The sequence below is a fragment of the Nocardia sp. NPDC058499 genome (assembly GCF_042719915.1).
Taxonomy (GTDB): Bacteria; Actinomycetota; Actinomycetes; order Mycobacteriales; family Mycobacteriaceae; genus Nocardia.
The window spans coordinates 56,571-68,900 of record NZ_JBHXMZ010000004.1 but is presented as its reverse complement, the minus strand read 5'-3'; the positions used below and the strand labels follow the sequence as shown (position 1 = coordinate 68,900).

General features: G+C 67.9%; 10 protein-coding genes. 5 read left to right on the top strand and 5 right to left on the bottom strand.

The window, feature by feature from the left end; translation table 11 throughout:
- Positions 1–60 precede the first annotated feature (60 nt).
- Entirely contained in the window at positions 61–1,092 is a 1,032-nt protein-coding gene (gnd, locus tag ACFWPH_RS13900; protein WP_378750862.1) for a phosphogluconate dehydrogenase (NAD(+)-dependent, decarboxylating), read from the top strand.
- A gap of 590 nt (positions 1,093–1,682) precedes the next feature.
- On the opposite strand, the gene ACFWPH_RS13895 is transcribed toward gnd, so the two are convergent.
- Positions 1,683–2,975 (bottom strand): acetyl-CoA C-acetyltransferase, encoded by a 1,293-nt coding sequence (locus ACFWPH_RS13895; protein ID WP_378750860.1) that lies wholly within the window; start codon positions 2,973–2,975, stop codon positions 1,683–1,685.
- Positions 2,976–3,258: 283 nt separating this feature from the next.
- Between ACFWPH_RS13895 and ACFWPH_RS13890 the strand changes: the two genes are divergently transcribed.
- Positions 3,259–4,617, top strand: coding sequence for a 3-oxoacyl-ACP reductase (locus ACFWPH_RS13890; RefSeq protein WP_378750858.1), 1,359 nt, complete (start codon positions 3,259–3,261; stop codon positions 4,615–4,617).
- Positions 4,617–5,483, top strand: coding sequence for a MaoC/PaaZ C-terminal domain-containing protein (locus tag ACFWPH_RS13885; protein ID WP_378751734.1), 867 nt, complete (start codon positions 4,617–4,619; stop codon positions 5,481–5,483). The genes ACFWPH_RS13890 and ACFWPH_RS13885 overlap by 1 nt, the downstream gene beginning before the upstream one ends.
- A gap of 233 nt (positions 5,484–5,716) precedes the next feature.
- Here ACFWPH_RS13885 and ACFWPH_RS13880 read toward each other — a convergent pair whose 3' ends face one another.
- On the bottom strand, positions 5,717–6,889 hold the full coding sequence (locus ACFWPH_RS13880; RefSeq protein ID WP_378750856.1) for a DUF3068 domain-containing protein: 1,173 nt from the start codon (positions 6,887–6,889) through the stop codon (positions 5,717–5,719).
- Positions 6,890–7,181: 292 nt separating this feature from the next.
- Here ACFWPH_RS13880 and ACFWPH_RS13875 point away from each other — a divergent pair, with 292 nt between their 5' ends.
- On the top strand, positions 7,182–8,345 hold the full coding sequence (locus tag ACFWPH_RS13875; RefSeq protein WP_378751732.1) for an acyltransferase family protein: 1,164 nt from the start codon (positions 7,182–7,184) through the stop codon (positions 8,343–8,345).
- A gap of 12 nt (positions 8,346–8,357) precedes the next feature.
- Here the strand turns inward: ACFWPH_RS13875 and ACFWPH_RS13870 are convergent, their stop codons facing one another.
- From ACFWPH_RS13870 to ACFWPH_RS13860, 3 genes are all read right to left on the bottom strand, one after another.
- Complete coding sequence (locus ACFWPH_RS13870; protein WP_378750855.1) at positions 8,358–9,530, bottom strand: DUF5685 family protein; 1,173 nt, start codon at positions 9,528–9,530, stop codon at positions 8,358–8,360.
- Between the two features lie 118 nt (positions 9,531–9,648).
- On the bottom strand, positions 9,649–10,266 hold the full coding sequence (locus tag ACFWPH_RS13865) for a TetR/AcrR family transcriptional regulator (RefSeq protein WP_378750853.1): 618 nt from the start codon (positions 10,264–10,266) through the stop codon (positions 9,649–9,651).
- A gap of 218 nt (positions 10,267–10,484) precedes the next feature.
- Entirely contained in the window at positions 10,485–11,654 is a 1,170-nt protein-coding gene (locus ACFWPH_RS13860) for a glycoside hydrolase family 3 N-terminal domain-containing protein (protein WP_378750851.1), read from the bottom strand.
- Between the two features lie 104 nt (positions 11,655–11,758).
- Between ACFWPH_RS13860 and ACFWPH_RS13855 the strand changes: the two genes are divergently transcribed.
- On the top strand, positions 11,759–12,271 hold the full coding sequence (locus ACFWPH_RS13855) for a universal stress protein (protein ID WP_378750849.1): 513 nt from the start codon (positions 11,759–11,761) through the stop codon (positions 12,269–12,271).
- The last annotated feature ends 59 nt before the right edge of the window (positions 12,272–12,330 follow it).

Genomic DNA, 12,330 nt, shown 5'->3' with positions numbered 1-12,330 from the left:
GGGCACAATCGACTACGACGTGCGATCCGGACCTCCAACCCAGGGAAAAGGGGACACGAGATGCAGTTGGGCATGATCGGGCTCGGCCGGATGGGCGCAAATATCGTGCGGCGGATCGTGGCGGCCGGCCATAGCGCGGTGGGCTGCGAACGCCATCCGGAGGTGATCACCGGCCTCACCACCGAACTGGGCGACGGTTTCCGCGGCAGTACCGATCTGCGGGAATTCCTCGCAATGCTGGAGACCCCGCGCGTGGTCTGGGTGATGATCCCCGCCGGGGCGACCGGCGCGGTCATCGATCAATTGGCCGAACTGCTCGACCCCGGCGATATCGTCATCGACGGCGGCAACAGCCGTTACCACGACGATATCGACCGTGCCGCGAAGCTCGGCCCGCTCGGCATCCACTATCTGGATATCGGTACCTCCGGCGGAGTCTTCGGCCGCGAACGCGGCTTCTGCCTGATGGTCGGCGGCGAACCGGAACCGTTCCGGCAGGTGGAGCCCCTGCTGCAAGCGATCGCGCCCGGTGTTGCGGCCGCGCCCCGCACACCCGGCCGTGCAGGTGAACCCAGCCCGGCCGAACACGGGTATCTGCACTGCGGTCCGGCGGGGGCCGGGCATTTCGTGAAGATGGTCCACAACGGTATCGAGTACGGCGTGATGGCCGCCTACGCCGAGGGCCTCAACATCCTGCACAAAGCCGATTACGGCAACCGCGCAGCAAGTGAGTACTCCGCCGAGGAGACACCGCTGGAGAACCCCGAGTACTACCGCTACGACATCGATATCGCGCAGGTCACCGAGGTGTGGCGGCGCGGTTCGGTGGTCGCGTCGTGGTTACTGGACCTGACCGCGGCCCAGCTGCACGCCGACCCGAACCTGGATTCTTTCGGCGGTCGCGTCTCGGATTCCGGCGAGGGCCGCTGGACCCTGGACGCTGCCGTCGATATCGGCGTACCCGCTCCGGTGCTCTCCGCCGCCCTGTTCCAGCGCTTCGCCTCCCGCGGCGAATCGGGCTACGCCGACAAAACCCTCTCGGCCATGCGCGAGGCCTTCGGCGGACACCACGAGTTACCGGGCACCGAATAGGCATCGCACCCCCCAAACGATCCGCACGCCGGCCACACGCGCACAGTAGGCAGGCACGCGGCGGCAGCAAGCGGTTCGAAATCCGCAGGCCGACCAGCCTCGACCGGACCACCGTGCCGGCGAGCTCCCTGCTCCCGCCGGCACGACGCCCCCACCCGGTTCGCAACCCACCCGCTTCGCGACGCCCCCACCCCGGACCACCGGCACCCCGGACAGCCGCCGAGGTTCAGCGTTCCCTCTCGCATGGCCCACCCCGACCCTCACGGGTGGGGCCCGCCCGGTTCTGGAGCGACGGAGCGGGGGAGCGAAGCGGAGGAGCGGAGGAGTGAAGAACCGGGCCTATAAGGGCCCCACCCCTCGAGACGCGGAGCGTCTCCAAAATTACAGAGCGGCTCCAAAATTACAGCCCGCCCCTGCGCGGAGGGCCTACCGCGAGAACAGGCTTCATAAGACGACCACACCCCTTCGTCTTTGCGTCGATCAACTGACACCATCGCGGTGGTGTCAGCGATCCGGAGCTCACTCGGCGCCGACAGGGTTCACCGCACCCGGCTGCCTACCGCCCGCGGCCGGATGCGGCGATATCCCGCTCAGCGCTCCAAAATCGCCACCACCCCCTGCCCACCCGCAGCGCAGATGGAGATCAACGCCCGACCGGACCCCTTCTCCGCCAGCATCTTGGCAGTCTGGGCGACGATCCGCCCGCCGGTGGCCGCGAACGGATGACCGGCGGCCAGCGAGGACCCGTTGACGTTCAGCTTGGTCCGGTCGATCGGGCCGAGGGCTCCGTCGAGACCGAGCCGCTCCTTGCAGTACTGATCCGATTCCCACGCCTGCAGGGTGGCCAGCACCACCGACGCGAAGGCCTCGTGAATTTCGTAGAAGTCGAAATCCTGCAGGGTCAGGCCGTTGCGGGCCAGCATGCGGGGCACCGCGTAGGTGGGAGCCATCAGCAGGCCGTCGGGGCCGTGGATGTAGTCGACGGCCGCGACCTCGCTGTCCACCAGATGCGCCAGTACCGGCAGGCGGCGTTCGGCGGCCCATTCGTCGCTGGAGAGCAGTACCGCCGAGGCGCCGTCGGTGAGCGGTGTGGAGTTACCGGCGGTCATCGTGGCGTCGCCGTGTTTCACGCCGAAGACCGGTTTCAGGGTGGCCAGTTTCTCGACCGAGGAGTTGGGGCGCAGATTGTCGTCGCGGGTGAGTCCGAGGAAGGGGGTCACCAGATCGTCGAAGAATCCGCGTTCGTAGGCGGCGGCCATATTCTTGTGCGACAGGTAGGCCAGTTCGTCCTGCGCCTCGCGGGCGATACCGAATTCCTTGGCGGTGACGGCCGCGTGCTCACCCATGGACATTCCCGTGCGCGGTTCGGCATTGCGCGGAATCTCGATACCGACCATGCCGGGCCGCAACTGGCCGACCAGCTTGAGGCGCTCGGCGTTGGTGCGGGCGCGGTTGATGTTCAGCATCCATTCGCGCATCCGCTCGCTCACCCCGATCGGCGCATCGGAGGTGGTATCGGTTCCGCCGCCGATACCGGCCTCGATCCGGCCGGCCGCGATGGCGTCGCCGACGGTGACCACGGCCTGCAGGCCGGTGCCGCAGGCGAGCTGCAGGTCGTGGGCGGGGGTGTAGGGGCTGAGGGTGCTGCCGAGCACGCTCTCCCGGATCATGCCGTGTTCGCCGACCCGTTTGAGGACGGCCCCGCCGGCGACCATGCCCAGGCGTTCGCCCTGCAGACCGAAGCGGCTCACCAGACCGTCCAGGGTCGCGGTGAACATGTCCTGGTTGGAGGCGTGCGCGTAGGCCTTGTCGGAGCGGGCGAACGGGATGCGGTTGCCGCCGACGATGGCGACCGGACGGGTCGAACGAGGTGTGGTGGTCACTCGGGTCTCCCAGGTTGTCGAGTTGGCGAGAAGGTCGGGTGTTTCCGGCCCCGGATCCGCGGTACCCAGCCGCGGCGGCCGACGCCCGCCCGCGATCGGTTTACGATAAACTTACTCCGGAGTAAGTTCAATGTCGACACCGCCTCCGGCGACTGTGCGCGGGCTAACCTGCCGACCCCGCTCCCCGCGGGTGAGCGCAGTTCGGGCAGCAACGACGCCGGTGCGGCGGTACCGGCGCACGGCCGGTACCGACACCACTCGAGCAACAGAAAAGGTGGGAACAGTGGCAGCCAAGAGCAAGGGCGCACCCAACCTCTACGGATCGTTCGTCAACTCCGCGCCCGGCGGGTTCCTCGCGAACAAGCTGGGCCTGCCGAAGCCGGAGAAACTACGGCGCTATGCCCCCGGCGAGCCCGCACTGCCCGGCCCGGTACTGCTGGGCGGTAAGGGGCGGGTGGCCGAACCGCTGCGCGCGCTGCTGGCCGGCGACTACACCTTCGCCGATGCACCGGCCGCCGGCACCAAGTACGGCGCGCTGGTCTTCGACGCCACCGGTATCGGCAGCATCGAGGACCTTTCCCAGCTCTACCAGTTCTTCCAGCCGGCCATGCGCAGTATCGCGCCGTCGGGCCGGGTGCTGGTCATCGGCACCACCCCGGAACTCGCCGGATCGGTCGAGGGCCAGATCGCGCAGCGGGCGCTGGAGGGCTTCACCCGCTCGGTCGGCAAGGAACTGCTGCGCGGCGCCACCTCGCAGCTGGTGTACCTGCACCCCGAAGCCTCGCCGGCGGCCACCGGGCTGGCCTCGACGCTGCGCTTCGTCCTCTCGGCCAAATCGGCGTTCGTGGACGCGCAGGTGATCCGGGTCGGCAAGGACGATTCCACCGCACCCGCCGATTGGAACCGCCCGCTCGACGGAAAGGTCGCCGTGGTCACCGGCGCGGCGCGCGGTATCGGCGCCACCATCGCCGAGGTCTTCGCCCGGGACGGCGCGACCGTGATCGTCGCCGATATCCCTGCCGCGGGCGAGGCTCTGACGGAAACGGCGAACAAGGTCGGCGGTACCGCGCTGGCACTCGATGTGACCGCCGCCGACGCGGCCGAGCGGCTCGCCGAATTCGCCACCGAACGCTTCGGCGGTATCGACATCATCGTGCACAACGCCGGAATCACCCGGGACAAACTGCTCGCGAACATGGACGAGGGCCGCTGGAACGCGGTGCTGAACGTGAACCTCGCCGCCCCGCACCGGATCACCGAGGGCCTGGTGGCCGCGGGCGCGCTGAAGTCGGGTGGCCGGGTGATAGACGTATCCTCCATCGCAGGTATCGCCGGTAACCGCGGACAGACCAACTACGGCGCCTCCAAGGCCGGGGTCATCGGCATGGTGAACGCCGAGGCACCCGCGCTGGCCGAGAAGAACATCACCATCAACGCCGTGGCGCCCGGATTCATCGAAACCGCGATGACCGCAGCGATCCCGCTGGCAACCCGCGAGGGCGGCCGGCTGATGGCCTCGCTCAACCAGGGCGGGCAAACCGTGGACGTCGCCGAAACCGTCGCCTTCTTCGCGAGCCCGGCGTCGAACGCGGTGAACGGCAATATCGTCCGCGTCTGCGGCCAGAGCATGATCGGCGCGTGATGACCGAGACCATCACCCTCGACGCACCCCCGAAGAACGGCAGCCTGTATGTGAAGGCAGCCCTGGGCGCGGTCCCGCTGCCGTTCGTATCCGGCCGCACACCGGCGATCCCGGACCGCGAGGTCCGGCTCGAGGGCCTGCGCGTGGATCCGGAACATCTGGCCGCCTATTGCCGCGCCACCGGGCTGCGGTTCGGCGACAACCTGCCGCTGGCCTACCCGTTCGTCATCACCTTCCCGATGGTGATGAAACTGGTGGTGCAACGCGATTTCCCGTTCGCCGCGGTGGGCGCGGTGCACGCGGAGAATCTGATCGAACGCACCCGCGATATCTCGGTCGGCGAACCACTCGATATCACCGCGCATATCGAGAACCTGCGCGAGCACCCCAAGGGTCTGCTGGTGGATGCGATCAGCGAGATCCGGGTCGGGCGGGAACTGGTGTGGCGGCAGGTGACCACCTTCCTGCACCAGCAGAAGACCTCACTGTCGGGCGGACCGAAACCCGAGCCGAAGCCGGAAGAGGTACCACCGCCCCCGCTGCGCACCCTGCGGGTCGACCAGCAGACGATCACCCGCTACGCGAACGCCTCCGGCGATCAGAACCCGATCCACACCTCGGCATTGGGTGCCAAAGCGTTCGGTTTCCCGCGGGCAATCGCCCACGGTATGTGGTCGGCAGCGGCCATCCTGGCCACACTGGAGGGCCGGATTCCCGGTGCGGTGTCCTACGCGGTGAAGTTCGGTAAGCCGATTCTGCTGCCCTCGACCGTGAACGTGTACGCGGATCGGGTCGCCGACGGCTGGGAACTGGCCCTACGGCATCCGAAGAAGGGCTATCCCCACCTCACCGCCACCCTGCGCTGAACTGGCGCATCCTGGCGAACAGAACTGAATCCCGCTCCCGTAGTCCGGGAGCGGGATTCTCTCGTTTCGGCGACCGAAATGCGCGATACCGGCGGTTCGGTCCAGGGTCGCAGTCGTGTCCCCGAATCTGCCGACACGACAGGACCGCTCGGTTACGAAAAAGCTCCCCGGACCGCCGGTCCGGGGAGCTTCTCGTCGACTCTGTTTCAGGCGACTCGGTATTCGGCCGAGCCTCAGAGGTCCTTCGGCATCTTGATGGTCTCCGTCGGTGCGTCCGCACCACTGCTGCGCGGCAGGGTGGTGGTCGGAGCGTCCGAACCTGCGGGAGCCGGGCCGCCGGGACGGCTGCCGGAGGGGCCACCGGCGCGGGCCGGGCGGCCGGAACCGCCACCCAGGACGCCGAGCAGGATGCCGGCGATCAGCGCGATGATGCCGACGATGCCGAGAACGATCGGCAGGATACGGCCGAACAGCGAGAGCTGGTCGATATTTTCCTTGGCGATCGCGAGCTGGGCTTCGACGGTATCGGTATCGAAGACCAGATGCGATTTGAGCGCGGGCACCTCGGGCTTGTCGGCGGAGCGCGCGTAGAAGATGTTCAGCTGCTCGCCGCCCTTGACGATGGTGCCGGTCTGCGGCTCGACCCACACATCGCGGACGTTGCTGTAGAAGCGCGACATGGTGATCGGCTCCTCGCCGCCCTCGAGGCCCCACTTCGCGGCCGGCAGGCTCAGCTTGTTGGTGGGCAGGTTGGAGACCTTGGACAGATCGGTCACCGGCACGTTTTGCCGGAAGTGATAGACCGTGGTGCCGTTGATCTCGGTCTCTTCCACGAACTCCATATCGGTGCTGGTTTCGGCGTAGACGTCGAAGTACGGGTAGGTCTTCTTCTCGGTGCCGATCGGGAACCGGTACTGCAGGCCGGTGCGGTGGACCGGTTCGGCGATGCTCTCGCCCTTGCTGTTGGTTGCCATAGCGATCGACCCGTTGGGATCGGTGGACACCGGTTCACCGGTCTTGCGATCGATGGTGACGCGGTCGACGTAGGCCGACAGCACACCGGTATCGCCCCGCTTGTCGATCCGGCGCAGAGTGTTACCGGCCTGGACCGTCATCTGATCGGCATCGGAGGGGTCTTCGACGGTGAGGAAACGCTGGGAGACGAGCGGAACATCCTCGTTGACCTCGGCGCTGCGCCCCTCTTCGGTCAGCGAGGTCGAGTCCAGGACCAGGCTCTCCTCGTCCGGCTGGTTGACCGCGACCGTGGTGATCTCGAGATCGAGCGGAGTCTTGGCCATTTTGCCGAGGGTGTAGGTAGGAATCATCAGCGCGGCAACGATCAGCAACGCGCCGAGACCCACGAGCACGCAGGCAACCGTCCTTCTGGTTCCGGCACTCAGTGCCATGCAATGTCTCCTCGTCGTAGAACACAGGTCGTTCCGCGGGTACAGCGGGGCGCCGCGGCACTCGTGAGCCCTGACACTAACAGCCACGGCGTTTCGTGGGCATTGGCGAGGCCGGAATCGGACCCAAATCGGCAGGAGTTTAGCGCGCATTGTGAAATACCGCCTTCCCCGCGGCGCGAGCGGACGGGCAGACTGGGAGCCGATGACCACCACCCCGACCACCGAACCCGGAGCTCAGCCCGATATCGGCCGCACCGAACCGGCCGCTGCCGCCGGGGCGCCGGCCGCTGTCATGGGGGCTTCCGTGCCCGGGACGACCACGACGGCGCCGGCGGCCCGGCAGCGTTCCTTCTTACCCGCGCTGGAGGGCATGCGCGGGCTGGCGGCACTCGGGGTGCTGCTCACCCATGTGGCATTCCAGACCGGCGCGACCGCGATCCCGGTACTCGGCCGGCTGCTGGAACGATTCGATATGGCGGTCGCGGTGTTCTTCGCGCTGTCGGGCTTCCTGCTGTGGCGGCCGCATGCCTTGGCGGCCCGCGGTCTCGGCGACGCACCCACTCTCGGCTACTACCTGCGCCACCGGGTCGCCCGGATCGTGCCGGCCTACTGGATCGTGGTGTGTGCGGTGCTGCTCCTGGTTCCGGCGGCCGCGGGCACCGCCGGCGTGCAGGTGTGGTTGTCCAATCTGCTGCTCCTGCAGGTTTTCATTCCACTCACCCTGACCGATGGGCTCACCCAGATGTGGAGTCTGTCGGTGGAGGTGGCCTTTTATCTGGTGCTGCCGCTGCTGGCCTGGTTGTTGCACGGTCTGCGCGGCCGGGCGGCCACCGCTCGGGTACCGGCTGTGCTGGCACTAGGCCTGGTGTTCCTGAGCTGGAACTTCATTCCGGTGCCGACCCCGGGCGCCATCCACGCCGACAACTGGCTGCCCGCCTACATACCGTGGTTCGCGGGCGGGATGCTGCTGGCCGAACTCATCTGCGACGAGCGGCGGAAGCGGTGGCGGCGGATCCTCGGCAATCAGCGGCTGATGTGGACGATCGCCGGTGTGACGTTCGCGCTGTCGGCGACCGACCTCGGCGGGGTGGCCGGACTGACCCGGGCCGAGCCGTGGCAGTACGCGGCCAAAATGGGTCTCGGCGCGGTAATCGGTTTCGCGTTGCTCGCGCCGCTGGTGCTGGGGCCGGCGGAGAAAACCCACCGGTGGCTCACCTCGGCTCCCGCGGCGACGGCGGGCCGGTGGTCCTACGGCATCTTCATCTGGCATCTGGCCGTACTGTCGGTGATCTTCCCGGTTTTCGGGATTCTGCCCTTCCACGGCGACTTCGTGAAGGTCCTGGTTCTCACGGTGGCATTCACGCTGCCGATCGCCGCGGCGAGTCACGCCCTGGTGGAAGAGCCGTGCAGGCAGTGGGCCCGCCGCTTCGATCGGCCACGCCCGCCACACGTCTGAGCTCCGCCGGGGTCAGCAGGAACAGTCGCAGCACCCACAGCAGCAGCCGTCTCCCCCGCAGCACCCCCCGCAATCCGAACAGCAACCCGCGCAGTCACAGCAATTGCGGCAATCACAGCCCCGGGCGGCCCAGGACTTCCGCTGTTCACCGCTGCAGGGATTGGTGTGGTCGGCGCAGCAGGCATATCCGGTGCAGTACTGGGTGAGTATCAGCTGGATCGCTTCGCCGGCCCCGGGACGCCGGGGTGGAGCAGACGCATCCTGTTCGGTGGAGTTCTGCGCTCCCGAGGTATCGCCGGGGGTCGCGCCGGCCGGAGTGACGACCGCGGCTGCGAGTCGGCGCACGGCCGTGGCGAGCGGGTCCAGTAGCGCCCAGCGCAGGGCCGGTATCCGGGCAAGTCCGGCGGTACACAGCGATTCGCGTAGTGCGCGGTCGGATGCGCGGACCAGGTCGTAGGCCGCTGCCGGTGGGGTCGCGGTTGCGGCCAGCGGGTTGAACCGGTGCGCGGCCGCGTCGGCGGTGTAGTCGGTGAGGGCATCGGCGAGATGGGCGATCCGGCCGAACTCCGCGCCCGCCGCGCGCAGCGGCCCGGTGTTATCCGGGCGTCCGGCCAGCACAGCTGTATGGGCGAAAAATTCCGCGGCGCAGTGCCGGCTGGCGACAGTCAGATCGTCCAGGTCGGCGGTTCCGAACGGGCCGGATGCGGCGGCGATCCGCCGCTCGGTGCCCGCCTGCGCCTCGATCGCCGCGACCAAGGGCTCGATATCCAGGCCGATCCCCGCGGCATGCGCGTGCGCACCCGCCGACCACCCGGTCGCGATGCGGCGCATGGGCCGGTGCAGCCGGCTCCGCAGGTCACCGTCGTCGATATGGTCACGCACCTTGGCCGAGCCCAGCAGCAGCGATGCCGTAGCGGCGAGCCGGACAGGGGCCGAAGCACCGACCGGTACCCGCGCCGCCCGCATACCGCGTAGCGGGCAGGGTCCCGCGGTGCGCCGGGACGCGGGGGTTTCGGTTTGCGCTTCGGTCAGCAGGCTCAGCACTATCGCATCGGTATTGGTGGCGGCCCGGGCGATCTGCCCGCCACCGTCCCGCAGCCCCAGGCACAGACCACACATATGGGACTGCCACAGCCCGGGATCGATACCGTATTTCGCGGCGCCGTGCCGACACGGCCGCAACATTCCGAACACCTCGGCCTCCCCACGGCCGTCGTCCTCCGCAACGACCGCTGGTCCGAAAATACGGAGGGTCCGGTGAGGTCGCAAGCCGCAGAAAACCACGGCCACTGGGAAATTCGGACTATTCGCCCGATTCGGCGCCGGAATCCGGTTTACGGCCGGACAGGCCGCGCCAGGCCAGCGCGTCCAGCAGGTCCACCGCCTCGGCCACATCGATCCGGCCGCCGGCGACCGTATCGGCGATCGCCTCCCCCGCCCCGATCACCGCGACCGCGACGATATCGAAATTGGTACCGGGTTCGGCGTGCTTGGCGCTGGACTCCAGCAGTTTCGCGGTCAGTTCGATAACCCGCTGGCGGGCGTTCTCGATCTCCGAGGCGAAGGCCTGCTGGCCGAGCGCCTGCCGGTAGAGGACCTGCCAGGAGTTGCGGTGGGTATCGACGAAACCGAGGAAACCCTCGAGCGCGGTGCGCAATTGTTCGTGCGGGCTGAGCAGCGGGTTACCGGCCGGGGCCACCGACTCCAGGAACCGCATACCCTCGCGCTGGATGCAGGCGCGGAACAATTCGTCCTTGGAGCCGTAATAGAGGTAGAGCATCGGTTTGGAGATCTCGGCCTCGGCGGCGATGGCGTCCATGGAGGTTTCGTGGAAGCCTTTGCGCGAGAAGACTTCGACCGCGGCGTCGAGCATCTGCTGCTCGCGCACCGCTCTCGGAAGTCTTTTCGTACCGCCCGCCATCACGTCTCCTACCGCATCGAACCCTTTATATTACTCCAAAGTAAGTTCACCGGGCCCGGAAACCACCCGGCGGCGCAGGTGCGCCGCTCGCGAATCGGGACGGTCCGGGAAACTCCGGCGAAGGTCAGCACTGTACTCGGGTACCGGTCACCGGCGACGCGTACGCCCACCGGACAGCGGCGCGGGCCGGTCGGCGCCGCGCTCCCCTCATCCGGAAATCAGCAGGCGCGCGGGACCTGTTTGTAATCGGCCATCCGCAACACCGACTCGTCGACCCGTTCCATGGGCAGCCGGCCCGCGGCAACCGCCTCCTCCAGGCGGTCCAGCACCTGCCCCACGGCATCGGTACTGATCCACAGGGCGTTGTCGGCACCGGCCACCAGGGTCGCCTCGACCGCCTCCGGGATGGACATGCGGTCGGTGATGGCCGCCATACCGCTGAGGTCGTCGGTGAAGATCACACCGTCGAACGGGGCCGCGCCGTACCCGGAACCCTCCCGCAGCAGGCTCATGACCTCAGGACTGATACTGGCGGGCACACCGGGAGTGGTCAGACCGGGAACATCCAGATGCCCGACCATCACCGCCGAACCGCTGTCGATCAACTCCCGGAACGGCACCAGATCACGAGCCGCCAGCTGCTCCAGCGGCGCCACCTGGACCGCGCCCAGATGCGAGTCGCCGGTACCGGCGCCGTGGCCGGGGAAGTGTTTGAGGACAGTACCCAGACCCATCTCGTGCATGGCCCGGATATAGGCGTCGGCGTATTCGGTGACCACCGCCGGATCGTCGGAGAAGGAGCGGTCGCCGATCACCGAATCGTCGGGCTGGGAACTCACATCGATATCGGGCGCGAAATCGACGGTGATCCCCAGGTCACGCATGGCGCGGGCGCGGTCGAGAGTGGCGTTGTAGAACTGCTCGGCCGTCATCGTCTGCGCGGTCTCCCGGGCCGACGGCGCGGTACCGATGAGGCTGCCCAGCCGCGATACCCGGCCGCCCTCCTCATCGGTGGTGACCATCAGCGGAACCTTCGCCGCGTCCCGCACCTGTTCGAGTTCACCGCTGGTCAGGATCGACAGATCGGTCCAGCTACCGACGAAGATGCCGCCGACCTGATGGTCGCGCACCACCGACAACGCGTCCTCGGCACCGGTGACCCCGACGGTGAGCAGCTGGGCCAGCTTCTCGCGGGTGGTGAACTGCCCGAGATACTCGGCGGCGCAATCCTCCGGGGTCGTGGTGGTGGGTGCGGGCGCGGCACTCGTCCCGCCCTCCGGGGAGCGCGCCCCGGGCGTGGGCGTTCCGGTGCCACCGCCGTCACCGCCGGCACAGGCGGTAAGGATCATCGCGAGCACCGCGAACAGGACGAACGGCAACTTCCGCATCGTTGCACGGTATCCCGCGCGCCACGCACGGAAAAGCTCGGCTCGGTTTCGGGACAGCGGTAATCTGGAATCATCTTCTCGCCGGCTCCGCCTCGGAGGTCGCCATGCCCTGCGATCTGATGCTCATCGCCTACGACGGGTCCGAACACGCCAAACGCGCGATCGAATACGCCGGGCGCTTCCTCACTGCGAACAGAGCGGTGGTGCTCACGGCCTGGGAGCCGATGGTGCGCCAAGCCGCCCGCATATCGGGAATCTCCGGGATGGTGCAACCCGAATGGGTGCCGGACGAGGATATGGAAGATATCGCCTATACGACGGCCCGCGAGATCAATGGCGAAGGTGTCCACCTCGCGGGGCTGGCGGGATTGAACGCCGAGGCCCGCACCCAGGAATCCACCGGCAGTATCTGGCATTCGATCGTCGAGGTCGCCGACGAGCTCGATGTCGACATCATCGTCGCCGGCACCCGCGGGGCCACCGGGCTGCGTGCCCTGGTGCACAGCAGTGTGGCCGACGCGGTGCTCAAGCACTGCCATCGACCGGTCTTCCTGGTACCGCCGGTGCCGCAAGATCGCACGCCGGGCAACGGGCACAGCCGCCGCACCGAAACCTGACGATCCGGGCCATCCCCCTCTGGCCACAGCTCCGGAAAACGCACCCGGCTGTCCGGCCA

Bases quoted from the DNA above. Each gene is read 5' to 3' on its own strand.
- gnd (WP_378750862.1), top strand. From the start codon at position 61: ATGCAGTTGGGCATGATCGGGCTCGGCCGGATGGGCGCAAATATCGTG.
- ACFWPH_RS13885 (WP_378751734.1), top strand. From the start codon at position 4,617: ATGACCGAGACCATCACCCTCGACGCACCCCCGAAGAACGGCAGCCTG.
- ACFWPH_RS13880 (WP_378750856.1), bottom strand. From the start codon at position 6,889: ATGGCACTGAGTGCCGGAACCAGAAGGACGGTTGCCTGCGTGCTCGTG.
- ACFWPH_RS13875 (WP_378751732.1), top strand. From the start codon at position 7,182: ATGGGGGCTTCCGTGCCCGGGACGACCACGACGGCGCCGGCGGCCCGG.
- ACFWPH_RS13870 (WP_378750855.1), bottom strand. From the start codon at position 9,530: ATGTTGCGGCCGTGTCGGCACGGCGCCGCGAAATACGGTATCGATCCC.
- ACFWPH_RS13865 (WP_378750853.1), bottom strand. From the start codon at position 10,266: ATGGCGGGCGGTACGAAAAGACTTCCGAGAGCGGTGCGCGAGCAGCAG.
- ACFWPH_RS13860 (WP_378750851.1), bottom strand. From the start codon at position 11,654: ATGCGGAAGTTGCCGTTCGTCCTGTTCGCGGTGCTCGCGATGATCCTT.
- ACFWPH_RS13855 (WP_378750849.1), top strand. From the start codon at position 11,759: ATGCCCTGCGATCTGATGCTCATCGCCTACGACGGGTCCGAACACGCC.